This window comes from Kushneria marisflavi (assembly GCF_002157205.1).
GTDB classification, from domain to species: Bacteria; Pseudomonadota; Gammaproteobacteria; order Pseudomonadales; family Halomonadaceae; genus Kushneria; species Kushneria marisflavi.
Window position 1 is genome coordinate 33,755 of the sequence record NZ_CP021358.1, and the last position, 22,680, is coordinate 56,434.

Here is a 22,680-nt window from a genome sequence, read left to right on the forward strand (position 1 = left end):
TATTGATCTGTATTGTATAGAGTCTGTGAGGTTCATGAACCAGTACGGTTTATTGATACCACTCAGTTGTGTGCGCAGGATGACTCACGAAAGCCGACAGGCTCATGGAATGAGCCATAAAATCAAGATGTTGAGATATAATGGCCCTATACACGATGAACAGTGCATCATACCGGAGTGATGCAGTTCGTCGTTGGTGAGTAAATTGATCACGTGCTGCAAGTGAGCATGATCGTGTTGTACTCAAAGCCTTCCTGAATATCAAATCAGTTTTATACCGTTATCTGAAAATTGAAAAGTAATTTAAACGGTTTGGAGTATAAGGCCTGTACAAAAAGAAACATTTTGCCAAAGATATAAGAGTAAAGGTTCGGTATTTTATGTGGTTATAACCCGAATACCCGGTAGTTGTGATTCATTTCGCCTGTTCGGGCAAGATTTTGAATGGCTTATGAATCACGATACGGTCATGGCAAGCACGACTGTGCCATAAGCCTATATATGTTTGATATTCGATAGAAAGGGAAAAGGAATGATTCGTAAAGCAGTATTGCCTGTCGCCGGTTTTGGTACTCGTTGTCTTCCCGCCTCCAAGGCCATTCCCAAGGAGATGATCACCATTGTCGACAAGCCGGTGATTCAGTATGTCGTTCAGGAAGCGGTCAAGGCCGGCATCAAGGAAATTGTTCTGGTCACTCATTCTTCGAAATCAGCCATCGAAAACCATTTCGACAAGCATTTCGAGCTTGAAACCCAGCTTGAAGCAAAGGGCAAGAAAGAGCTTCTTGATGAGCTGCGCAACATTATCCCGGACGACGTCTCCATCATCAGCGTTCGTCAGCCTGAAGCTCTCGGCCTTGGTCACGCCATTCTTTGCGCGCGCCCGGTCATCGGCGACGATGCTCCGTTCGCGGTACTGCTGCCGGACGTTCTGGTCGATGATGAAGGCATGACGCGCAACGATCTGGGTGGCATGATTGATGCCTATGATCAAACGGGCGCCGCTCAGATCATGGTTCAAAATGTACCGGCTGAAGTCGCTTACAAGTACGGCATCGTGGCGCTGGAAGGTGAAACCCCTGAAGCCGGCAAGAGCGAAAAGATCACAGGCATGGTAGAAAAGCCTGAAACCGGTACCGAGCCTTCTACACTGGCTGTTATCGGCCGTTATTTGCTGCCCGGCAGTATCTTTCCGGTACTGGCTGAAACACGTCCCGGTGCAGGTAACGAAATTCAGCTGACTGACGCCATCGATACCTTGCGCAGCAAGCAGGATGTTGCTGCCTATCGTATGGAAGGTGAAACTTTCGACTGCGGTCATCAGCTTGGTTATCTGGAAGCGACACTGTCGTTTGCACGCCGTCATCCCAAGTACGGTGAAGGATTCCGCGAGCTGCTGAAGCGCTATCAAAGCGAGGCATAATCATGCAGGTGGTAGTGCATGGAAGCGAACTGAGTGCAGCAACGGCCGCCGCTGCACTTTCAATGGTAGGCCACCAGGTATACTGGTGGCCGCACCCTGCTCAGCCATGGAATGTCCTGTCCGAGACGGACTGGATCAGAAATGAGCCGGGGCTTTATCACCAGCTCTCTCAGAGCATCGATAACGGGTCGCTCACACTTTGTGAGAGCTCCAAGTCGCTGCCGAGCGCCAGTATCTATTGGCTGGCTGTTTCGTCGGATCAGCGCAACGATGCTGACCATTGGGTCGAGCAGACGCTGGGGCGCGAGCCGCACGACTTCGTACTGGTCAATAACAGTACATTTCCGATCGGTCATACAGAAGTGCTTGAGACACTGCTGCGCAAGGAGCGTCAGGTTGCGGTGGCACTGCCGGATATGCTGGAAGAGGGCCGGGCCCTGGCCACCTTTACGCGTCCCGACAGCTGGATTCTTGGCAGTGAAGATGACTGGGCGACCCGCCAGATTGGCGAGCTTTTAAGAGCCTTCAATCGTCGTGAAAACAGCGTCCGTTTGATGCCGAGACGTGCCGCTGAGCTGACCAAGCTTGCCGTTATCGGCATGCTGGCCACACGTGTCAGCTACATGAATGAATTGGCCAGTCTGGCCGACAGCCTTGAGGTGGATATTGAGCTGGTACGTCAGGCGATGGGATCTGATCGCCGTATCGGCCGCGAATATCTCTACCCCGGGTGTGGTTTTGGCGGCCCCAGCTTTGCTCGCAATCTTTATCGCCTGTCGACCATTCGGGCTCGCGAAGGCCAGCCCAACGGGCTGATTGAGCAGGTTGTACAGGTCAACGAGCAAAAGCAGGAAGAGCTCTTTCGCAAGCTCTGGCAGTATTACGATGGTAATCTGGAAGGGCGTACGGTGGCGATCTGGGGGGCAGCCTTCAAGCCTGGCACTGCTAGGATCGCGCATGCACCGGTCCTTCGCCTGCTGGATGCGCTCTGGGCGCAGGGCGTGCACGTCAGACTTCACGACCCCGCAGCATTGCCGGCCATCGAGCACTACTACGGCCAGCATCCTCTTTTGACGCTTGCAGGGACTGCGCAGTCGGCCTGTGAAAACGTGGATGCCCTGTTGTTGGTCACGGAGTGGAAGGAGTACTGGAATCCGGACTGGCGTCGTCTATCGACTTTGATGACAACGCCTCTGATTCTGGACGGTCGTAACATTTACGACCCCGGTTTCGTGGCGCAGCACGGCTTCTGCTATCGCGGCATCGGGCGGAGTGCCAATCCGCAGGAGAGAGCAACAGACGACGATCGCTGAGGCTCTCGGGCGGGCTGGTCACGATGGCTATTCGGCCATATCGTGACAGCCCGTTTTTTTAACGACACCAATCTGATGTCTCAGGCGTGTAGCCGATTGCGCCTGCCTTCTGCAGTCGCTACGGCATCCTCAAGACACTGTTCCACAAAGGGCCAGTTGATAATATCCCAGAGTTTTTGAAGATATTTGCGTCGATCGTTTCCGTAGTCGGCGTACCAGGCATGCTCCCAAACGTCAACGGTCAGCAGAGGAATGAAGCCCCTGAGCAGGGGTGAGCCTGCATCGGCGGCATTATGGATGTCCAGTCGACCCTGTGGTGTGTATACCAGCCATGTCCAGCCGCCCATGAAGTGCGCCATGGCACTGGCCACGAAAGCTTCCTGAAACGCTTCCAGACTTCCCCAGCGTGCTGCCAACGCCACCGTGATGGCTTGTCCGGGCGGATGATACCAGGGCGTCAGGCACTGCCAGAGAAAGGTATGGTTCCATGCCTGGCAGGCACAGGCCTGAGCCTCTCCGCGGCCGGTTCCCATGATGTGTTCGAGCGAGCGTGTCGTGGATTCATCATCTTCGAGCAGAGTGTTCAGACGCTTTAGATAACCTGCATGAACCCCCTCGTGGTGCATACGTAGATTGTGTTCTGAAATCACGGGCGCCAATGCATCTGTCGCATAGGGCAGGGAGGGCAGTTCAAGGGGCATGATCAACGTTCCATTCTGGCCAGGGAGCCCCTGGTATTGCTGTTCGTACCTGTATGCTCAATCGCCTGTACTGGCTTTTAACAGGCCATGCATCGTAGCATGCATGCAGTTTCATGACCTGGCTGAAAAGGTCAGGTTATATTTCCGATTGCTACATTTTTCGAGACTTTCATGCCGCCAAAAGATCATGAAGAGCCCGTTATAGGCGCTGATCGCAACGCTGCGTATTCAACCCGTACAGAATCTCGGTCTTCCGGCGCCCATCGTGGCCCACGCAGACCGACACTCTGGCCCCTTTATCTGCTTGTGCTGCTGCTTGCTGCAGCCGTTACGGCCATGGGCGTACAGTATTATCAGGACCGCCAGCGCTGGTCTGAAAGGGTGACAGCATTGACTGACAAGGCAGAGGAGGTGGCTGCCAATCGCCAGGAAATGTCGACCAATCTTGATCACATTCTTGATGGCGTTCGAAGCGAACAGCAAAGCCAGCGCATGCAGCTTGAGACCCTTCAACAACGTCTTGAAAGGCAGGCGAGCGATGATAAGCAAAAGGGTCGCCTTGACCAGCTGGAGAAGGCTGATGCCCTGCGACAGCAAACGTTTGCATCATTACAACAGTCGCTGGATTCGCTTGATGCGGTTATCGAAGGTCTTAAAAGCACTTATGATGCACGATTCAAGGATGTAGATAATACTAACGCTGAGCAATCGGACCGGTTGCAGATCATGGAAGGCAATCTTCAACAGTTGAAGACGCTGGCTGACAGCGTGTCTGAACAGGAAAAGACACTGTCCTCGATCAAGGCGCGTGTCGATGAGCTGGCAACGCAGACCGAGCGGCTTCAGCAGAGTCAGACCAGTCTGCACGCCGCCCAGGAGTCGATTCAGGATCTTCTGAATCCGTGAAGGATGCCCCCAGCCCCGTAGGCATACGGTGTGATTCATATCATCAAGGAAGATCCTGAACGTTATGCGATGCTCTTTTCGTAACCGCATGATCGCCGGTACATCTACCCGCAGGTTGCTGTTGTTGGCCCTGCTGATGACCGGTATTTGTCAGTCATCGGCCGTGTTTGCCATTGATGCCGATGTAAAGGGGGTGCGTAGTGAGCTGGCCACCAATATTCGCAACTATCTTCAGTCCCTCAATATCCCTGAAAACGCTGACACGCAAAGCTATAGCGCTGAGGTGACACAAAAGACCAGAGATGCTCTGAGACCCTTTGGCTATTACGAACCCGATGTCTCGGTCAGCTTTCGAGACCGTGAGCACGTGACGGTCAAGGTTGATCATGGTGAACCCGTGCGTGTTCGTTCAGTCGTGGTTCGCATCGAAGGTGAGGCAAGGGATGACGAACCTTTCCAGCAGGCGCTTCAGGCCAATCCGCTGGAAGACATGGAAGGCAAACGGCTCCTTCACACCCCGTATGAAACGCTCAAGTCCCGTCTGACCGCCCTGGCCCTTGAGCGGGGCTATTTCGATGCCCGTTACCAACAAAGCCGCATCGAGGTTCATCCCTGGGAGCATGCTGCCTACATATCGCTGATCTTTGAAAGCGGAGAGCGCTACCGCTTCGGCGATATCTTCGTTACCGGCAGCCAGATTCGTGAAGAGCGCCTGCGCAAAATGGCGCCCTTTGATCCCAATGATCGATATCTGGCCACGGATGTCGCCCGCTACAGTCAGCGCCTTGGCGACTCGGGCTGGTTTCGAAGCATCAGCGTTCGGCCTCGACTCGACGAGCGCTCAGGTCAAAGTGCGCCAACCAGGGTGACGTCATCATCGGATGCGGTGATAGAAGGCCCCGAAGGCAAGCGTCAAAATTTCCAGGATGCTGTCAGGACGCAGAAAAAGCCGCAACGAGCGACTGTGCCTATCGATGTCAACGTCACCCCGGAAGACCGACACAAGTTCGAAACCGGTATTGGTTATTCAACGGATGTGGGGCCACGAATCAATTTTGGCTGGGAGATGCCGTGGCTCAATGATCGCGGAGATAGCCTTAACAATGATCTGGTGCTGTCAGGGCCGGAGCAAACCCTGACGGGCGAGTACAATATACCGCTGGCCAATCCTGCGCGTGATAACTATTACATGCGCTACGGCTTTAAAAATACCGATCGAACTGAAAGTGATACCCGCAGCTTTGAAAGTTCGGTGTCTCTGGGACGAGAGTGGCGTTTTGAAAATGACTGGATTCAAAATGCTTATGTACGTACCACCTATGAAGACTTCACCCAGGGGGATGAAGAGGACAAGGTGTTGTTGTTCATTCCCGGCATGAGCTGGTCGCGCACGCGCACGGACGACACCCGGTTTCCCATGTGGGGGGATCGACAGGACATTCTGGTAGAAGGCTCCAGTGATATCTGGGGATCGGATGCCAACTTTTTGCGTACGCGCCTCGATAGTCAGTGGATCCGTAGCCTTGGCGAGAACAATCGGTTTGTAGGACGCGCCACGGTCGGGGCCACCAGCACAAGTGATTTCAGTCAGGTGCCGCCTTCGCTGCGTTTCTTCACTGGTGGCGACAGCAGCGTGCGTGGCTATGAATACGAAACCATTGCCCCTGAAAACAGCGACGGCGACCTGCTGGGGGGCAAACATCTTCTGGTTGGCTCATTGGAATACCAGCGTCAGGTGGCCAAAAACTGGTGGGGTGCCACCTTCGTGGATGCTGGTAATGCCTTCAATGAGTGGTGGCCGAATGAACTCAAGAAAAGCGCAGGCGTAGGCGTGCGATGGATTTCACCCGTTGGGCCGGTTCGCATGGATATCGCCCATCCCTTTGATAGTGAGGAGGACTCTTGGCGTCTGCACTTCGGCATCGGCCCGGAATTTTGATGTTGCTGCCCCGCGCTATTCTCTGGGTAGTCGTCACGCTCATTGCGCTTGTGCTCCTTTTGGCAGGGGTTGCCCTGTCACCATGGGGCACCGCCAAGCTGCTTGAGCAGGCGCAGTCGCGTGGCTTTTTGACCTATCAGCACGCGGAGGGAGCGCTGCTGGATGACTTCACCATCCAGGGGCTTCATCTGGAGTTGCCCACGCTTTGGCTCAACGTTGACCGGTTTGCACTGCACTGGGGCAGCGATTGCCTGCTGCGCGGTCGGTTGTGCATGGATCAGCTTCAGGTCAGCGGCGTGGACGCCGTGTTGCGCAGTGGCAACACGCCTGCACCCGAAGCCACTGATGATGGCTCACCCATGAGCCGTATCAGCACGCCGTTGCCTATAGAGTTGCGCGACCTGCGGCTGGACGACATCAATCTACGCCTGGCCGATGGTACCCGTGTCGAGCTGGGTCACTTTCACAGCAGCGCGGTGTTTGAAGGCAGTCATCTCACTCTGGGCGAGACGCGACTGGAAGATACCCGTGTGGTGCTTGCCTCCTCTCCGGGGCTTGATCAGCCAGACCTTCTCGATACAAGTGTCGATGTTCGCACGGCCCGGCGAGTCGCTTACCCGTACATGATAACGGCACCTGCCATTGCCGTTGCCGAGGCGGTTGCTGCATCGGCGCCACCGGTATTGATCGATAACGACATCAATTCTGCGTTGTCTGCCAGTGCTGTTGATGGCGCCTTGAAAGTGGCCAATCCCGAGCCACCTACCGTACTGGAAACGCTCGCCGAGCTTGGACAAAAGCCATTGGCCAACCCACTGGCCGGCATGATCGGCCAGACGGACGAGCAGGGGCGCATCGTCATGCCCGACGTTACGCTGCCACTCGATATTGACGCCGAAGATGTCGCCATCAACCGTTTGAGGCTTGATGGAGAAAACCCAGTGGTCGTGCATCAGCTGGCGCTGGCTGTGAAAACAAGGGATTCAGACGTTGAGCTCCAGCAGCTGACGCTTGATTCTTCCGTGGCGCGCCTGTCCATGAAAGCGAAAGCCACACTCAGTGGTGACTATCCGCTGACTCTATCGATGAGTGCAGATACACTGCAGGCGCCGATCCAGGGCGAGCATGTTGAGGTTGACGCACATGGATCACTGGCTGATTTAAATCTTGCCATTAACACTTCAGGGCCCATTGTGGCCGCCCTGAATGCCCAGGCTGATGTTCTGGCGCCGGAGTTGCCATTCAGTTTTGGGCTTTCGAGTCCACAGGTGCAATGGCCGCTCAAGGCCTCATCCAACGTGCAGCCCTGGGTTGTTCGTGACATCAGCATTGACGCCGAAGGCTCGCTAAAGGGTTATCAGTTGGCGGTGGACAGCCATGTCGAAGGGCCGAATATCGCACCCCTGGATATTCGCCTGAAAGGTGATGGTGACATCACCCATTTCAGCTGGGCACCGCTGACTGTCACCACCGGCGATGGAAAGCTTGAAGCCAGAGGAACAGCCACATGGTCGCCGTCACTGGATGTCGCGACCTCAATGAGCGTTAACAACCTGGCGCTGGAGAACCTCACCAATGCAGTGACCGGCCGCCTCAATGGCACTCTGCGCGCCGGCTTCAAGCAGCAGGGGGAGCAATGGCAGGTTGATGTCCCTGAACTTGATATCAACGGCACGCTCCAGAAGCGGGCGCTTTCCCTGCAGGGCAGGCTGAACGGCAATAGCGATATGCAGTGGCATATTGATCAGCTGGATTTACGCCAGGGCAATAACCGGATATCGGCTACTGGAGATATCAACGAGGCGCTGTCACTCGATGCCGATATCTCGGCTCCAACACTGGGAACAATTCTCCCGGCGCTTGGTGGTAGCGTTAATGGTCAGATTCGGCTTCGCGGCACGCTGAACAACCCGAATGGCAATGTTGATCTTCATGGCCAAGGGGTTCGCTACCAGGACAATCGTATCGGCTCACTTCAGTTGACGGCCAGGGCAGAGGGGCTCGATAACCCGAGCTTTGATGTTGATCTTGATGCCCGTGACATCAGTGCTGCCAACCAGCGTATTCGCCAGGTTACCACCGCCTTGAAGGGCACCCTGAAGCAGCATCGACTCACGCTTGATGTCGCCGGCGGAGACGGTCTACCCGTCAGTCGGGTGAGCATGGCGCTTGAGGGCAATTTTGATCAGGCTGCACAGCGCTACGCTGGCACCATCACCCCGTTGGAAGTCAGCGCGCCTCAGGGCGGGGATATCGCCCTTGATGGCCCGCTAAGATTTACGGCGCTGTTGAAGCAGTCGAGCGTGACCGCTTCGCCGTTTTGTCTTTCCAGGCGTCAGGGCGGTCGGCTGTGTTCGGTTGACACGCTCCAGGCGAGTGCCGACACCGGACGCGCGGCACTGCGCCTATCCGATATCGATCTGTCACTGGCCAACGAATACCTTCCGCCTCAATGGCGTCTTGCCGGTGGGCTGGAAGGTGACATCAATGCTCGTTGGTCACAGGCAGGGCGCCGATGGAATGTTGCAACCGATCTGCAAAGCGAGGTTGATGTGCGCGGGCGGAATGCCCAGGACCAGCCCTTTACACTGCCGCATCTGGGCATTCGCGTAAACGCCGAGGCCACGCCTGACCGAGCTCAGGCCCAGCTGAGCATGAATCTGCGCGACGCCGGTAGTCTTCGTCTTGATGCGGACGTGGGTGACCCACTGGGCCGTCGAACGCTATCAGGCCGACTGGTCGCCAACGGTGTGACGTTGTCTCCCTATACGCCGCTGGTCGCGGCGCTTGATAACCTGGCCGGTCAGCTCAATGGCGATGTCTCGCTTTCAGGCACGCTGGTAGAGCCGCGTCTTGATGGCAACATGGTGCTCAGTGATGTTCGTGCCAGTGGCGTTCAATTGCCGGTGAGCCTCGACGATGCGCGCATGGCGATGGCATTTCAGGGAGACCGAGGCACGCTGGATGGCTATCTGCAGGTCGGTGATGCCCGTTGGGGGCTTAACGGCAATGCCAACTGGCCAACCACCGAGAACTGGCAGGCCAATATGGAGCTCGATGGTGCGAACTCGCCACTCGAAATCCGCATGCCGGAGTTCGGTCGCCTGCGCGTTGCCCCCGATATCAAAGTGGCCGCCAATCCGCAGCGTCTGGACATCAATGGGGATGTGCGTATCCCCTGGGCACGCCTCGAAATTGGTCAGATTCCGCCATCGGCCGTCAAACCTTCTTCCGATGAAGTCATTCTTACGCGTGAAGAATATGAATCCCGCCAGCAAAGGCAGGCGAAGCTCGAGGCAAGCAATGACATGGAACGCCAGCTGGCCTGGGCCAATACTCAGGATCTTGAGGCGGCCGGTATGGAGGTCAATGTTGGCGTCAATATTATTGTGGGCAACGATGTGCAGCTCGAAGCCTATGGGCTCAATGCCAATGTTCAGGGCCGCCTTAATGTGCGCCAGAGCGCCAATCAACTTCAGCTGTTCGGCGATGTCGCGCTCAAGGATGGTCGCTTTCAGGCCTTTGGTCAGGACTTGATTATCCGTCGTGGCCAGGTCCTTTTCAGCGGCCCGCCCGGGCAGCCTTACCTCAACATCGATGCGATTCGAAATCCTGACAGTACGGCAGATAACGTTATTGCCGGTCTGCAGGTCACCGGTCCCGCTGACCAGCCGGAGTTGAGTGTTTTCTCCGAGCCTGCCATGAACGAGTCACGTGCGCTGTCGTATCTGCTACGCGGCCGCGCTCCGGATGCCAACGGCGATAGCGATGGCATGCTGACTTCGGCGCTGATCGGGTTGTCGCTGTCACGAAGTGGCAAGGCCATCGGCCAGCTGGGTGAGAGCTTTGGTATCGAAGATCTGTCGCTGGACACGGCCGGGAGCGGCGATGACAGTCAGGTGGTGGTCAGTGGTTACCTCTTTGACGATTTCCAGGTCAGTTATGGGGTAGGCCTGTTTTCCTCGATCGCAGAGCTGACCCTACGTTATCGGTTGATCCAGAATCTGTATCTGCAGGCTGTATCGGGTGCCAATCAGGCCGTGGATCTGATTTATACCTTCAGTCTGGGACGCACGCCGGAAAGACCGTACTAACAGTGAGGGCTGAGGAGGGCTTGTGTTTTGCCGCCTCAGCCCCGATAACCTGTAGCCTGTTAACGTTTATCCAGTTTCGAAGCGCATCCGTTTCGAGACCCGTTGAGGAGGCACCATGTTCGGATACGACAGAACGCGTATGCCCAGTGCAGAGGAAGCACTGACAGGTCGTGACACGCCCATGAGCATCAGTGGTGTTCATCACGTTAACGACCGTGATATTTCATCATTACCCCCCGAAGGTTTCGAAGACATCGTTCTGGGTCTGGGCTGCTTCTGGGGCGCCGAGCGCCTTTTCTGGCAACTGCCGGGTGTTTGGGTGACGGCGGTCGGTTACGCCGGCGGGTATACTCCCAACCCGACGTATGATGAGGTCTGCACTGGTAAAACCGGTCATGCCGAGGTTGTGAGGGTAGTGTTCAATCCGTCAGAGATCAGCCTGGCCGAGCTGCTCAAGGTATTCTGGGAAGCGCATGATCCGACGCAGGGGATGCGTCAGGGCAATGATATCGGCAACGAATATCGCTCCATGATTCTGGTGCGCAATGAGAAGCAGCGTGAGATAGCACGCAAAAGTCTCGAGGAGTATGAGCAGGCACTGAAGAAGGGCGGCAAGGGTGCAATTACCACCGGGATCGACGATCTCAACGCCTTTTACTACGCCGAGGAATACCACCAACAGTATCTGAGCAAGAATCCCATGGGGTACTGCGGCCTCAAGGGCACCGGCGTCAGCTGCCCGATCTAGGACCTTGTTCTTCAAATCTTTCGGGGCGTCTCAGTCCAGTGGCTGATTGCGCCCCAGCGGTCGGGTCTGCAGTTGTCGACCGGGAACACTACGCCAGCTTTCAAGCTGCTGTGCCACACGTCTGGCAAGCCACGGTCGCAGCAGTCCCTGCCGATACTCTACAAAACCGACATGCCCCCCATGTTCGGCCATTTCGATACGTACACTTCTTGATGGCACCGGTAGGCGATCCAGCAGGTTTTTGGGCATCAATGGATCGTCGGCGGCATGCAGTATGAGCGTCGGCAGCTCGATGCGATGCAGCATGAGACCGGAAGACGCCCGCTGATAATAGTCCGTCGCGGACCCGAATCCGTGCAGGGGCGCGGTAATTTCATTATCAAAGGCCCAGAAGGTATCAAGCTCCTTGAGCTGCTGTCGGCTGATCCCGCTCATGCGGCCATCTTCCACATGTCGCATGATCTTGTGTTTCATGGACTTCAGAATGTGGCGCTGGTAGTGGCGCGCAAATCCGATATTGATGGCATCCGACGAGGCCGCCAGATCCAGCGGTGGACTGATGGCAATAGCGCCTGCCAGATCCAGCCCGTCGCCGCCCTGTTCTGCAGCCAGCTTGAGTAATACGTTGGCGCCCAGCGATACACCAACAGCGACTTTAAGTGCATTGGGATAACGACGGGTCAGTTGCGAGAGCATCCAGTAGGCATCGGCAGTTTCCCCGGCGTGATAGCTTCGCAGGCAACGGTTGGGGACACGGCCACACCCACGAAAATGCATTAGCACGGCACGCCAGCCCAAACGGGCCACCGTGCGCATCAGCATGCGGGCATACGGAGAGTCGATCGATCCCTCCAAGCCGTGAAACAGTACCATGATGGGAGCGCGGGCATCAGAAGGAGAAGGCTGAGCCCAGCTGAGCTCCACGATATCGTTGTCGGGGAGCGTCAGAAGTTCAGTTTCAACATGCAACTTGCTGCGAGGCAAAAGCAGGGGCAGCAGGGTCTGAATATGGGGATTGGTCAGCCCGCGCGGCGCGCGAAAACCGGCCTTATGGGTCATGCCCGACATGTTGACTCTTTCTGCCTTCAAAACGGTGAAGGTCTGTTATCACCGAGAGCAGAGAGCAGGTCAAGCGTTGTTGTGTTTATTGATGTGACGCCTGTCGGGCAGATCCGGAGAGGTTCGACGTGTCAGCAGGAGAGCCGGAAGGCTTCTGCCTCATCAGAGGTGGTTACTGTACAACTCAGATCATTGACCAGGCCGTTTTTCAGGCTGTAGCACCAACCATGTACCTTGACCTCCTGATTTCGTTCCCATGCACGCTGCAGAATCTTGGTCTGACATAGGTTGGAAACCTGCGCTCTGACATTAAGCTCGCACATGCGATCAACCTGCTCATCAAGTGACAGGTCTGCCAAGCTTTCCTGATGCTGATGATAAAGATTGCGAACGGTATTGAGCCAGTAATCGACAATGCCGTTGTCTCCACCGGTAACAGCAGCGCGGACGCCCCCGCAGCCATAGTGGCCCACGATCATGATGTGTTTAACCTTCAATACATCCACTGCGTATTGAATGACGGAAAGGGCATTCATGTCATTGTGGTGCAGCACGTTGGCCACATTGCGATGAACAAACACCTCACCTGGTGGAAGGTTGATGATCTGATTGGCCGGCACCCGGCTATCAGAGCAGCCTATCCACAAAAAATCGGGGTTTTGTTGATCGGAAAGCCGGTTGAAAAAGTCGGGATCACTTTCAACCATCTGATCGGCCCAGAGCCGGTTTTGCTCGAGCAGCTGCGAAATATCCTGACAATCCTTGTGATCACACATCGTTTTTTACGGCCTTTTCAATGAACAACATAGAGAATGGTAAACACGCCAGGACGGCTATGGCGCACACTCATGTGATAGCATCATGACCCATTATTCCCAAGGCAGGATTCCAACGGAAGCGCCTTCGTTTCAAATATTTTTCAGCTGGAGCAATCAACGTGTCGCAATATGATGTCGATCTTTTTGTCATCGGTGCAGGATCAGGTGGCGTCAGGGCTGCTCGCACCGCAGCCGGCAAGGGCGTCCGGGTAGCCATCGCCGAGGATCGATACCTGGGGGGCACCTGTGTCAACGTCGGTTGCGTTCCTAAAAAGCTCTATTCCTATGCCGCCCACTTTCATGATGCCTTTGAAGATAGCCAGGGGTTCGGCTGGCACTTCGATAGCGCCCCACGCTTTGAATGGTCAAAGCTTAGAGACAACAAGAAGACGGAAATCTCGCGTCTTAATGGTATTTACGAAAAGCTTTTGACCAATTCGGGAGTTGAATTGGTTCAGGGGCGTGCCGAGATCGTTGATGATCACACGGTGGCGATCAATGGGCGCCATGTCAGTGCTGAAAAAATTCTGATCGCTACTGGCGGTACACCCTGGATGCCCGAATTTGAAGGGCGTGAGCATGTACTGTCTTCCGATCAGATTTTTGACCTGCCTGCGTTCCCCAAACGATTTCTCGTCATGGGCGGTGGTTATATTGCCGTCGAATTTGCCAGTATCTTCAACGGGCTGGGTGCAGAAACCCACTTGGCTTATAGAGGCCCGCTGTTCCTGCGCGGGTTTGATAATGAACTGCGTGATTTCATCCGTGATGAAATGTTGAAAAAGGGCGTGAACCTGCATTTCGAGTCCACCATCAACCGTGTTGAAAAGCGTGGTGATGTTTATGATGTGGAGCTTAGCAATGGCGAAACGCTGGAAGTGGATGCCATTCTTGGTGCAACCGGGCGACGTCCACGCTTTGAAGGGCTGGGACTTGAGAATGTTGATGTCGAGCGTGAGTTCGACGGCAAGCTGAAAATCGATGATCGTTATCAGACTTCCGTTCCGTCGATTCTGGCGCTTGGCGATATTATCGAAGGACCGGAGCTGACGCCCGTGGCGCTAGAGGAAGCGATGCGCCTGGTTGAGCTTCATTATGGCAGCGGCAGTGCTGAACCCATCGATTACGATAGTGTAGCCACTGCCGTGTTCTGTCATCCCAACATGGGCACTGTGGGTCTGACCGAAGAGCAGGCCAGGGAAAAACACGACAGCATCCGGGTCTACACCACGAACTTCAAACCCATGCGTCACACGCTTTCGGGCAGCGATGAGCGTTGCCTGATGAAGCTGGTTGTCGATGACAGCACCGATCGTGTGCTGGGTGCTCATATGGTAGGTGAGGAAGCCGGTGAGCTGATCCAGGGGCTGGCCATCGCAGTACGTGCCCGACTCACCAAGCGTGACTTTGATGCCACCATTGGCGTGCATCCCACCAGTGCCGAGGAATTTGTCACGCTACGCAGTGTCACCAGAACGTAATGAATCAACGAGTATCATGTCTATAAAAGCCGCCTGCAGGCGGCTTTTTCTTGTCTATAGTTAACTTAGTCAACATCAGGGACCGATACCGGGACACAGGGGGTGCTTTTTTTCACATAAAGTCGATTTATGGAATTATCTTTCATTCATAATGAATCGATTTGATGGTTCTATAAGTTATTGTTATTATGTGTGCCTAATTCGCCAATTGCGAAATATCCATGATACCAACCAATCAAACAACGACGGCTGCAAGCGACATCTCTCATCCCGATCTGGCAGAAATGATCATTGAAGGGGATCCACCCATATTTATCCGTCCACCCGGCACGGATGATGGCTGGGGCATCTACGAACTGATCAAGGCCTGTCCACCACTGGACGTCAATTCCGCCTATGCCTATTTGCTGCTTGCAACGCAGTTTCGCGATCGCTGTGCCGTAGCCACGCTGGGTGACGGTGAAATCGTTGGTTTTGTCTCGGGATACGTCAAAACCAATGCACCGGATACTTTCTTTTTGTGGCAGGTCGCGGTAGGCGAAAAGGCCAGAGGGACAGGACTTGCCCGCAAGCTGGTAGAAACCGTGCTGAGTCGGGAACACCAGTCTGGCGTACGCCACCTTGAAACCACCATTACGCCGGACAATGAAGCGTCATGGGGGCTTTTCAGGCGTCTGGCCCAGCGCTGGCAGGCGCCGCTGAACAGTCGCGAATATTTTTCTGAAGAACAACTTGGCGGAGAGCACGACCCGGAAAACCTGGTGCGGATAGGACCCTTTGATCCGCAACAGATCCAATCATGAGCATCTGAACTTTATACCCAACCACAATTGATACGGGGGAGTGTTATTAATGGACACGCAGTATTTCGAACAAATGGAATCCGAGGTTCGCACTTATTCCCGCTCTTTTCCGATCATTTTTGATCGCGCCCGGGGCGCTCATCTTTGGAGCACTGACGGCACTGAATATATTGATTTTCTCGCCGGCGCCGGAACACTGAACTACGGGCACAATAACCCGGTACTCAAAAAGGCACTGATGGAATACATCGAGCGCGATGGCATCGTGCATGGGCTCGATTTCTGGACTCAGGGCAAGCAGGACTTCTACCAGACGCTTGAAGAGCTGATCCTCAAGCCTCGTGGTCTGGACTACAAGATTCAACTTCCCGGGCCGACCGGTACCAATGCCGTTGAAGCCGCGATCCGTCTGGCACGTCGTATCACCGGGCGTTCCAATATTCTGACCTTCACCAACGGTTTTCACGGTGTCACCATGGGGGCACTGGCCACCACAGGTAACGCCAAATTCCGCGATGCGCTGGGCGTGCCGGCCATCGGCGCGCAGTTCATGCCTTACGATGGCTATATGGGCGAGGGCGTCGACACGCTCGATTACGTTGAGAAGGCGCTGGATGACAAGTCCAGTGGTCTCGACCGCCCGGCAGCGGCCATCGTCGAGCTGGTGCAGGGCGAGGGCGGTATCAATGCGGCATCCATTGAATGGATCAAGCGGCTGGCCGATATCTGCAAGCAGCGCGATATCCTATTGATTGTCGATGATATTCAGGCTGGCTGTGGCCGTACGGGTAAATTCTTCAGCTTTGAGCACGCGGGCATCAAGCCTGACATGGTGACCAACTCCAAGTCGCTGTCCGGCTATGGCTTGCCCTTCGCCATGCTGATGATGCGCCGAGACCTCGATAAATGGACGCCCGGACAGTACAACGGCACCTTCCGCGGCCATACGCTGGCGATGGTGACGGCGACCGAAACGCTTCGTCATTACTGGAAGGACAACACCTTTGAAAAGGAAGTCCAGCGCAAGGGTGAGGTCATCCGCGAACGTTTTGAAATGCTGGCCAGGCTTCTCAGCGATGCCGGCCATCCAGCTCGTGAGCGTGGGCGCGGGATGATGCGTGGTATCGATGTCGGCACCGGTGAGCTGGCTGATGAGATTACTCATGGAGCCTTCCAGCGTGGACTTGTGATCGAAACCAGTGGTCAGGCCGGTGAAGTCGTCAAGTGTCTTTGCCCGCTGACCATCACGGATGACGAGCTCGAGCAGGGCCTGACCATCCTTGAAAGAAGTATTCGAAGCCTCATTAAGTAACTCTTGAGCTCTGGCGGGCGCGGAGCGCCCGCACCAATAATGATTTCTTTATTGTGACCAGAAAAGGCAGCCAGACCGATGATCGTTCGTAACCTTGAAGAGTGCCGCAAGACCGACCGCTTTGTTGAAGCCGAAAATGGCAACTGGGACAGCACCCGTCTGATGCTGGCCGAGGATAATTGTGGTTTCTCCTTTAACATCACCCGTATTTACCCGGGTACAGAAACCCATATTCACTACAAGAACCACATCGAAGCCGTCTTTTGCTATGAAGGCGAAGGTGAGGTGGAAACCATCGCTGATGGCAAAAAGCACACCATCAAGGCCGGTGACATGTATCTGCTGGACAAGCACGACGAGCACTGGTTGCGTGGCAAGGAAAAGGGCATGACGGTAGCCTGCGTATTCAATCCACCGCTGACCGGTCGAGAAATACACCGCGAGGATGGCTCCTACGCGCCAGCGGACGACTAAGCTTCCATGTAAATTGAACGCAAGTCGAAAAAAGCCTGCTCAATTGAGCAGGCTTTTTTCAGGTCTGACGAAAAAGGACAAGGCAAATCCTGCTCGGCGCCAATCAGTTGGCCGAGTCGTGAGGGCTGACCGGCATGTCGGAGGTCTCGACGCGCCGTTGACCTGATGAAGGCTCGCTGTCATCAGACTGACTGGAAGCCGGCGCTGCAGTGGCATCCATTGATGCAGACGGCGTTTCTGAGGTTTCAGGGAGGTCACTATTCGTTGCAGGTGCAGGCTGCGAAGCGCCATCAATTTCGTCTTCGCCAGCAGACGTGTCTTCCATGGTTTCGGCAGTATTACTGCGATAGTGACGCTGATAGACGATCTGGTACTGATTGTTATCGCAGTGCCCAACGATTTGTCCTTCAGCCTGATCGGCATCGGCTGTTGGAATGACCTGAAGTGAATAGCCCATGGGTTCGACGCCGTTGGACTCAATGTTCTGAGCAATTCGGTCGCGAACATCCTGACAGGCACCAAAGGCAAGTGTAGGCAGACAGAGTGCCGTTAGTGTCAGTGCTGCAAGTGTCGAGCGGTTTGCCAGCGAGCGTGAATACTTCATTTGGCGATCTCCTGAAAGCAATACGGCATCATTATGCGATGCGGTGAATATAAACCATTATGACAATGGCCATATGCGGATGTACTGACTGTGCACAAGGACTTCGCATAATATATATTATGTTAAATTACATATTTCGGTAATGCCCTGAGTCAGCCCTGACGATCTACCTGATGTTTCTGAAGGTCATTTTGGATCGTCAAGATGCGAGCCCTGCTCGATGACGTTACCATAGACCCATATTTCACATGCTGTCCTGCGCTTTCAATGATGAGAACATTCAATGCCTGATGTATCCAGCCTGCTGCGCATGGCCGAAGAACGATGTCATGACAACGATGTGCGATTCACCCCCATTCGCCGTCGCGTCTTTGAGATCATCAGCACGCATTCCAGTGGCCTCAAGGCTTATGAGCTTCTTGATCTGCTTTCCAATGAGCATGCTTCGGCGCGTCCGCCCACCGTGTATCGCGCCCTGGATTTTCTTCTGGAACAGGGGCTGGTGCATCGTATCGAATCGCTTAATGCCTATGTCGCCTGCCCCTGTCCTGATCATGCCCGTGGTTTTCAGCTAATGATCTGTCGGCACTGCGGTCTTGTTGAAGAAATGCATGACCATGACACCATGCATCGGCTGGAGAAGACGGCCGCAGGTCATGGTTTTCTCATTGAGCGCCAGACCATCGAGCTGTCCGGCGTTTGTCAAAAGTGTCAGTTGTCACGCTGAACGCTGATCGAGAGTGGTCCGATTTTTATCGTGACTTTCGTTTTACTCAATCATACAGGTCCCATGCCATGTTCGATCTGCTGATCGTTAATGCCCGCGTCGTCAATGAAGGTACCATTCGAGAACTGGATGTCGGCATTCTTGATGGACGCATCAATGCCATTGCGCCTTCCCTGTCTCATGATGCCAAAAAGATCATCGATGCACGCGGGCGACATCTGCTTCCCGGCATGATCGATGATCAGGTGCATTTTCGTGAGCCCGGCCTGACACAGAAGGCAGATATGGCGACTGAATCTGCAGCGGCAGTCGCCGGTGGCATCACGACCTATATGGAAATGCCCAACGTCAAGCCGCCCACGCTGGACAGTCAGGCACTGGAAGCCAAGTACGCGCTGGCACGCGGCCGGTCGCATGCCAACTATGCCTTTTATCATGGCGCCAGCAACGACAACCTTGAAGCCATCAAGGCGCTTGATCCAGCCACTACCTGTGGCATCAAGATTTTCATGGGGGCCTCGACCGGCAACATGCTGGTTGATGCCCCGCAAACGTTGGAAGATATCTTCGCCAGCGCAAAAATTCCGGTCATCACGCACTGTGAAGACACTCCCATGATCCAGGAAAGTGAGCGCCAGGCGCGTGAGCGTTTCGGAGAACAGGTGCCCTTTTCACTGCACGGTGAAATTCGCTCGCGCGAGGCCTGCTACAAGAGCTCCAGTATGGCGATCGATCTGGCGCGCAAGCATGGCACGCGCCTGCACGTGCTGCATTTGACCACGGCCGAAGAAATGGCCCTTTTTGAGCCCGGTCCGGTGGATGGCAAGCTGATCACGGCTGAGGCCTGTGTCCACCATTTATGGTTCTGTGACGAGGACTACGAGCGTCTGGGTTCGTGGATCAAGTGTAATCCGGCCATCAAGACTGCCGCCGACCGCCAGGCCATTCGCGACGCCGTCAATGATGGCCGAATCGATATTGTGGCCACTGACCATGCGCCGCATACACTGGAAGAGAAAAACAACAGCTATTTCAGCGCGCCTTCCGGCATGCCGCTGGTGCAACATGCCCTCTCCTCCCTGCTTGACCAGGTCAATGCCGGTCATTTCGAACTGACCACCATCGTCGAGAAAACCAGCCATAACGTGGCCCGGCGTTTTGAGCTGGCCGATCGCGGCTTCATTCGCGAAGGCTATATGGCAGATCTCGTGCTGGTGGATCTTGAAAAACGCTTTACCGTGACGCGTGACGAGCTGCTCTACAAATGTGGCTGGAGCCCGTTTGAAGACGCGCCGCTGCGAGGAAGCATCGAGACCACGATCGTCAATGGCGTTGTTGCCTGGGATGGCGAGAGCCTTGCCAGCGCCCCGGCGGGTGAACGCGTTACCTATCGTCGCCGGTAAACAAGGAGTCTCCGAAATCATGAGTGCATCCTCCCCTACCTATAAGGCGCTCGAGCAGGCGCCGCCCGGTCATGAAACCGGGCTTGAGGCACTTCTAACAGCGGCAGGCTGGAACGATGACGGCCTGATACCGGCCATCGCCCAGCAGTTCGACAGCGGTGAAGTATTGATGATGGCCTGGATGAGCCGGCAAACGCTTGAGGAAACGCTACAAACGGGGCGTGTCTGCTACTGGTCACGCTCAAGGCAGAAGCCGTGGCGCAAGGGGGAATCCTCCGGTCAGGTACAAATGCTGCATCAGGCATGGCTGGACTGTGATGGGGATACCCTGCTGCTCAAGGTCGACCAGACCGGACCTGCCTGTCATACGGGCCGGCGTACCTGCTTTTATCTGGCGCTGGACGCGCAGAGCGCACGCGTGGATGCTGCGCCTCTGATGTCAACCGAGGCACTGTATGGCAGCAGCTGATACGCTGCGTCAGTTGGGGCGGATGTTTCAGGCAGTGCTTCGAAAGGGACTGATCGGGTTGGTGCGGGTATATCAATATGTCATCAGCCCCCTGATCGGGCCTCGCTGTCGATTCTGGCCCACCTGCTCCAGCTATGCGATCGAGGCCATCGAGTTGCATGGCCCCGTTCGCGGTAGCTGGCTGGCACTCAAGCGGCTCCTGCGTTGCCACCCCTTCTGTGCCGGTGGCGTCGACCCGGTACCGCCCGTGTCGACGTCCTGCAATTGTGGATGCCATACAGATACCAAACAGGCCTCTGTTCGACACAAGGATCAGGCCTGAAAGTTGTGTGATGCCGTCTCGGAACCCTGTAGCTGTTGCCTTTCCCGGTGCATCGCGATCGCCTGTTTTACGCCTCGAGCCTCTACGGTGTTCATAAGCTGAGCTCCGTTGGCCAGCAGGTGTCGCCGCTTCCACTGATTGCCGTTGAGGCCAAACGCCGTATAAAGTCCAAGACACGCGATATTGGCCATCACATCAATCATACCGCTGTCATCAAATGCGCCTGCCATCGACACCACAAAAACGGCCACAAGCGTCAATACGGCAATTTTCCATAACCGGCAACACAGCGCCCAGAGCGCGCCAAAAAAGAAGGCCGGCCAGTTCCATCCCTGTTTGACGGCCTCAAGACGCCCGTCAGCGTGCTGATAAATCTCGAACTGTTTCATGAGCGCCCTGCCGTTGTTTCAACAATCGCAGTGGGCGTGACGGCAGTCGTATCAGGCATGAGCATGAGCATGAGCTGTTGTCTTGATACGCTCAAGCATGGCATGCAGCCCGTTGCTACGAGTGGGCGACAGATGCTTGTCCAGATCCAGCTCGGTCAGAAAATCAGGCGGCGTGTCGAGGATTTCCTGCGGCGTCCGGTCGTTATAGATGCGCAGCAAAATGGCGATCAGGCCTGACACGATGGCGGCATCGGATATGGCATAAAAATGAAGAGTATTGTTCTGGTGTTCACCATGCACCCAGACGTTGGATTGGCAACCATCAAGGCGCGTGCTGTCATTTTTCCATTCATCAGGAAAATCGGGCAGCAGCTTGCCCAGATCGATGATGTATTGATAGCGATCCATCCAGTTATCAAACATCTCGAATTCGTCGATCAGTTCCTGCTGGGCCTCTTGCGGACTCATGCCGGCTCCATATGCTGGTATAGGGAAAGGGTCGCATTATAGCGTGTCATCCACGGGTTCGTCCGATGGATCAAGCGTGTGACGATTGATCTGACCATGCCACTCCTGCGTCTCAGCGTGAAGATAGCGTGCAGTGGTCTCAAGTCTTGAATGGCGTGCCGTGCGTGATAGATAGCGCAGCTCAACGCCCTGCTGCGCCTGATGGGTAATCGCCGTATGGCGCAGCCAGTGCGGTGTGGCCTGTCGCAGGCGCTGCGCTTCGTATGACGTTGACTCGTTTTCGTACTCTCTCGTCTGCGCCAGCCTCTCAAAGGTTGCCTTGATCATGCGATAAAGCTGATTGTCACCGACTCCTCGCTGGCCATCCAGCGCACGTATGACCGGCGTTTCCTCTTCAGGCGACGGTGTGGCCGGCAGTCCAAGCATGTCGCGCCACTGCCTCAGTGCGGCCATCATGGCATCCGGTACCGGAATGCTGGCTCGCTTGCCGCCCTTCCCGGCCACCTGCCACCACCACTGACCTTCGCGCATCCGAAAGTCATTCATGCGGGCATGGCTCATTTCGCTGATACGTGGGGCCAGCAGATAGGCAAAAGCGAAAACGAAACGCTGACGCTCAAATTCATAGCGCGCCCGAACCGTGGCGTCTGTAGGCAGCGTATTGAGCTGCTGCCAGCACCATCGCCATAGCGGGCGCTCAATATAGCGCTCAACAGCATTTGATGTGTTATCGAGTCGGCGACGCTTGTCGCGCATCAGTCTGAAGGGATTCTGACTCAGCCAACCGGCCTCGATCAGCCAGCCAAACAGGGTCTGCAGAATGACCAGAGCCTGGCGCCTGCTGGCAGCAGAAAGCCCCTTTCGAAAGGGGCGCCACGCCTTACTATGCCTGGGGCTGGGCGGCCCAATCCATTCAGCAGCCGGTCTGGGATCGGCAAGAAATTCCTCGAACGTGTCCAGTGCACGCCGATCAAGGTGTGCAAGTCGCTTGCCCTTGTCTTCCAGCCACAACAGCAGCCGCTCGGCTTCCTTGCGGTACTGCCTGAAGGTCTGTGGGCTGGTGCGATATTCCATGAGCCAGGCCGCCACAATTTCCCGATCGCTTCCTGCTTCGACCAATTGACCGGACATGGCAGGCGCTGCCCTCTCGATCAGGGCCGCCTCCTGCATCGAATCGCTTGCAGGCTCTACGCCCAATGGCTTTTTCATCGCATCTTCGCCCTGCTT

General features: G+C 55.4%; 21 protein-coding genes. 14 read left to right on the forward strand and 7 right to left on the reverse strand.

Annotation, left to right across the window (positions count from 1 at the left end):
- The first annotated feature begins 532 nt into the window (after positions 1–532).
- Both galU and B9H00_RS00190 read left to right on the forward strand, forming a co-directional pair.
- Entirely contained in the window at positions 533–1,423 is an 891-nt protein-coding gene (gene galU / locus B9H00_RS00185) for a UTP--glucose-1-phosphate uridylyltransferase GalU (RefSeq protein WP_086898948.1), read from the forward strand.
- A 2-nt stretch (positions 1,424–1,425) separates the two neighbouring features.
- Positions 1,426–2,736: a nucleotide sugar dehydrogenase gene (locus tag B9H00_RS00190; RefSeq protein ID WP_086898949.1), complete on the forward strand. Its 1,311-nt coding sequence runs from the start codon at positions 1,426–1,428 to the stop codon at positions 2,734–2,736.
- Between the two features lie 80 nt (positions 2,737–2,816).
- Here the strand turns inward: B9H00_RS00190 and B9H00_RS00195 are convergent, their stop codons facing one another.
- On the reverse strand, positions 2,817–3,437 hold the full coding sequence (locus B9H00_RS00195) for a superoxide dismutase (protein WP_086898950.1): 621 nt from the start codon (positions 3,435–3,437) through the stop codon (positions 2,817–2,819).
- A 171-nt stretch (positions 3,438–3,608) separates the two neighbouring features.
- Here B9H00_RS00195 and B9H00_RS00200 point away from each other — a divergent pair, with 171 nt between their 5' ends.
- The 4 genes from B9H00_RS00200 to msrA all read left to right on the forward strand — a co-directional run bounded on the left by B9H00_RS00200 (position 3,609) and on the right by msrA (position 11,124).
- On the forward strand, positions 3,609–4,343 hold the full coding sequence (locus B9H00_RS00200) for a hypothetical protein (protein ID WP_147376520.1): 735 nt from the start codon (positions 3,609–3,611) through the stop codon (positions 4,341–4,343).
- 88 nt (positions 4,344–4,431) lie between these two features.
- Entirely contained in the window at positions 4,432–6,282 is a 1,851-nt protein-coding gene (tamA, locus tag B9H00_RS00205; RefSeq protein ID WP_086901614.1) for an autotransporter assembly complex protein TamA, read from the forward strand.
- Entirely contained in the window at positions 6,282–10,376 is a 4,095-nt protein-coding gene (tamB, locus tag B9H00_RS00210; protein ID WP_086898952.1) for an autotransporter assembly complex protein TamB, read from the forward strand. Before tamA ends, tamB begins: the two co-directional genes overlap by 1 nt.
- 115 nt (positions 10,377–10,491) lie before the next feature.
- Positions 10,492–11,124, forward strand: coding sequence for a peptide-methionine (S)-S-oxide reductase MsrA (gene msrA / locus B9H00_RS00215; protein WP_086898953.1), 633 nt, complete (start codon positions 10,492–10,494; stop codon positions 11,122–11,124).
- Positions 11,125–11,154: 30 nt separating this feature from the next.
- Here msrA and B9H00_RS00220 read toward each other — a convergent pair whose 3' ends face one another.
- Together B9H00_RS00220 and can are read right to left on the reverse strand one after the other, a co-directional pair.
- Complete coding sequence (locus B9H00_RS00220) at positions 11,155–12,192, reverse strand: hydrolase (protein WP_086898954.1); 1,038 nt, start codon at positions 12,190–12,192, stop codon at positions 11,155–11,157.
- 122 nt (positions 12,193–12,314) lie between these two features.
- Positions 12,315–12,959 carry a carbonate dehydratase gene (gene can / locus B9H00_RS00225; RefSeq protein WP_086898955.1) on the reverse strand — a complete coding sequence of 215 codons (645 nt, stop codon included), beginning with the start codon at positions 12,957–12,959 and terminating at the stop codon, positions 12,315–12,317.
- 161 nt (positions 12,960–13,120) lie between these two features.
- Here can and gorA point away from each other — a divergent pair, with 161 nt between their 5' ends.
- The 4 genes from gorA to B9H00_RS00245 all read left to right on the forward strand — a co-directional run bounded on the left by gorA (position 13,121) and on the right by B9H00_RS00245 (position 17,071).
- Positions 13,121–14,482, forward strand: coding sequence for a glutathione-disulfide reductase (gene gorA / locus B9H00_RS00230; protein ID WP_086898956.1), 1,362 nt, complete (start codon positions 13,121–13,123; stop codon positions 14,480–14,482).
- A 284-nt stretch (positions 14,483–14,766) separates the two neighbouring features.
- Complete coding sequence (ectA, locus tag B9H00_RS00235) at positions 14,767–15,285, forward strand: diaminobutyrate acetyltransferase (protein ID WP_407656586.1); 519 nt, start codon at positions 14,767–14,769, stop codon at positions 15,283–15,285.
- Between the two features lie 49 nt (positions 15,286–15,334).
- Positions 15,335–16,597 (forward strand): diaminobutyrate--2-oxoglutarate transaminase, encoded by a 1,263-nt coding sequence (gene ectB / locus B9H00_RS00240; RefSeq protein WP_086898958.1) that lies wholly within the window; start codon positions 15,335–15,337, stop codon positions 16,595–16,597.
- 78 nt (positions 16,598–16,675) lie between these two features.
- Positions 16,676–17,071 (forward strand): ectoine synthase, encoded by a 396-nt coding sequence (locus B9H00_RS00245; protein WP_086898959.1) that lies wholly within the window; start codon positions 16,676–16,678, stop codon positions 17,069–17,071.
- Between the two features lie 103 nt (positions 17,072–17,174).
- Here B9H00_RS00245 and B9H00_RS00250 read toward each other — a convergent pair whose 3' ends face one another.
- Positions 17,175–17,675, reverse strand: coding sequence for a DUF1161 domain-containing protein (locus tag B9H00_RS00250; RefSeq protein WP_086898960.1), 501 nt, complete (start codon positions 17,673–17,675; stop codon positions 17,175–17,177).
- 283 nt (positions 17,676–17,958) lie between these two features.
- Between B9H00_RS00250 and B9H00_RS00255 the strand changes: the two genes are divergently transcribed.
- The 4 genes from B9H00_RS00255 (at position 17,959) to yidD (ending at position 20,596) form a co-directional block, all read left to right on the forward strand.
- On the forward strand, positions 17,959–18,402 hold the full coding sequence (locus B9H00_RS00255; RefSeq protein ID WP_086898961.1) for a Fur family transcriptional regulator: 444 nt from the start codon (positions 17,959–17,961) through the stop codon (positions 18,400–18,402).
- Positions 18,403–18,470: 68 nt separating this feature from the next.
- On the forward strand, positions 18,471–19,805 hold the full coding sequence (locus tag B9H00_RS00260) for a dihydroorotase (protein ID WP_086898962.1): 1,335 nt from the start codon (positions 18,471–18,473) through the stop codon (positions 19,803–19,805).
- 19 nt (positions 19,806–19,824) lie between these two features.
- Positions 19,825–20,274: a phosphoribosyl-AMP cyclohydrolase gene (hisI, locus tag B9H00_RS00265; protein WP_086898963.1), complete on the forward strand. Its 450-nt coding sequence runs from the start codon at positions 19,825–19,827 to the stop codon at positions 20,272–20,274.
- A gap of 22 nt (positions 20,275–20,296) precedes the next feature.
- Positions 20,297–20,596, forward strand: a complete 300-nt coding sequence (gene yidD, locus B9H00_RS00270; RefSeq protein WP_086901615.1) for a membrane protein insertion efficiency factor YidD — start codon at positions 20,297–20,299, stop codon at positions 20,594–20,596.
- Here the strand turns inward: yidD and B9H00_RS00275 are convergent.
- Genes B9H00_RS00275 through B9H00_RS00285 form a run of 3 tightly spaced genes read right to left on the reverse strand, consistent with a single transcriptional unit; the run spans position 20,587 to position 22,662 of the window.
- On the reverse strand, positions 20,587–20,985 hold the full coding sequence (locus tag B9H00_RS00275) for a DUF2628 domain-containing protein (protein ID WP_086898964.1): 399 nt from the start codon (positions 20,983–20,985) through the stop codon (positions 20,587–20,589). The two genes, yidD and B9H00_RS00275, sit on opposite strands and share 10 nt — an antisense overlap.
- Before the next feature lie 51 nt (positions 20,986–21,036).
- On the reverse strand, positions 21,037–21,453 hold the full coding sequence (locus tag B9H00_RS00280; protein WP_086898965.1) for a SufE family protein: 417 nt from the start codon (positions 21,451–21,453) through the stop codon (positions 21,037–21,039).
- 36 nt (positions 21,454–21,489) lie between these two features.
- Positions 21,490–22,662, reverse strand: a complete 1,173-nt coding sequence (locus tag B9H00_RS00285) for a tyrosine-type recombinase/integrase (protein ID WP_086898966.1) — start codon at positions 22,660–22,662, stop codon at positions 21,490–21,492.
- Between the last annotated feature and the right edge of the window lie 18 nt (positions 22,663–22,680).

Coding starts and splice junctions, on each gene's coding strand:
- msrA (WP_086898953.1), top strand. CDS start 10,492: ATGTTCGGATACGACAGAACGCGTATGCCCAGTGCAGAGGAAGCACTG.
- B9H00_RS00250 (WP_086898960.1), bottom strand. CDS start 17,675: ATGAAGTATTCACGCTCGCTGGCAAACCGCTCGACACTTGCAGCACTG.
- B9H00_RS00260 (WP_086898962.1), top strand. CDS start 18,471: ATGTTCGATCTGCTGATCGTTAATGCCCGCGTCGTCAATGAAGGTACC.
- tamA (WP_086901614.1), top strand. CDS start 4,432: ATGATCGCCGGTACATCTACCCGCAGGTTGCTGTTGTTGGCCCTGCTG.
- B9H00_RS00280 (WP_086898965.1), bottom strand. CDS start 21,453: ATGAGTCCGCAAGAGGCCCAGCAGGAACTGATCGACGAATTCGAGATG.
- galU (WP_086898948.1), top strand. CDS start 533: ATGATTCGTAAAGCAGTATTGCCTGTCGCCGGTTTTGGTACTCGTTGT.
- B9H00_RS00255 (WP_086898961.1), top strand. CDS start 17,959: ATGCCTGATGTATCCAGCCTGCTGCGCATGGCCGAAGAACGATGTCAT.
- B9H00_RS00220 (WP_086898954.1), bottom strand. CDS start 12,192: ATGTCGGGCATGACCCATAAGGCCGGTTTTCGCGCGCCGCGCGGGCTG.
- yidD (WP_086901615.1), top strand. CDS start 20,297: ATGTTTCAGGCAGTGCTTCGAAAGGGACTGATCGGGTTGGTGCGGGTA.
- can (WP_086898955.1), bottom strand. CDS start 12,959: ATGTGTGATCACAAGGATTGTCAGGATATTTCGCAGCTGCTCGAGCAA.
- B9H00_RS00245 (WP_086898959.1), top strand. CDS start 16,676: ATGATCGTTCGTAACCTTGAAGAGTGCCGCAAGACCGACCGCTTTGTT.
- B9H00_RS00200 (WP_147376520.1), top strand. CDS start 3,609: ATGCCGCCAAAAGATCATGAAGAGCCCGTTATAGGCGCTGATCGCAAC.
- hisI (WP_086898963.1), top strand. CDS start 19,825: ATGAGTGCATCCTCCCCTACCTATAAGGCGCTCGAGCAGGCGCCGCCC.
- B9H00_RS00285 (WP_086898966.1), bottom strand. CDS start 22,662: ATGAAAAAGCCATTGGGCGTAGAGCCTGCAAGCGATTCGATGCAGGAG.
- tamB (WP_086898952.1), top strand. CDS start 6,282: ATGTTGCTGCCCCGCGCTATTCTCTGGGTAGTCGTCACGCTCATTGCG.
- B9H00_RS00190 (WP_086898949.1), top strand. CDS start 1,426: ATGCAGGTGGTAGTGCATGGAAGCGAACTGAGTGCAGCAACGGCCGCC.
- B9H00_RS00195 (WP_086898950.1), bottom strand. CDS start 3,437: ATGCCCCTTGAACTGCCCTCCCTGCCCTATGCGACAGATGCATTGGCG.
- B9H00_RS00275 (WP_086898964.1), bottom strand. CDS start 20,985: ATGAAACAGTTCGAGATTTATCAGCACGCTGACGGGCGTCTTGAGGCC.
- ectA (WP_407656586.1), top strand. CDS start 14,767: ATGATCATTGAAGGGGATCCACCCATATTTATCCGTCCACCCGGCACG.
- ectB (WP_086898958.1), top strand. CDS start 15,335: ATGGACACGCAGTATTTCGAACAAATGGAATCCGAGGTTCGCACTTAT.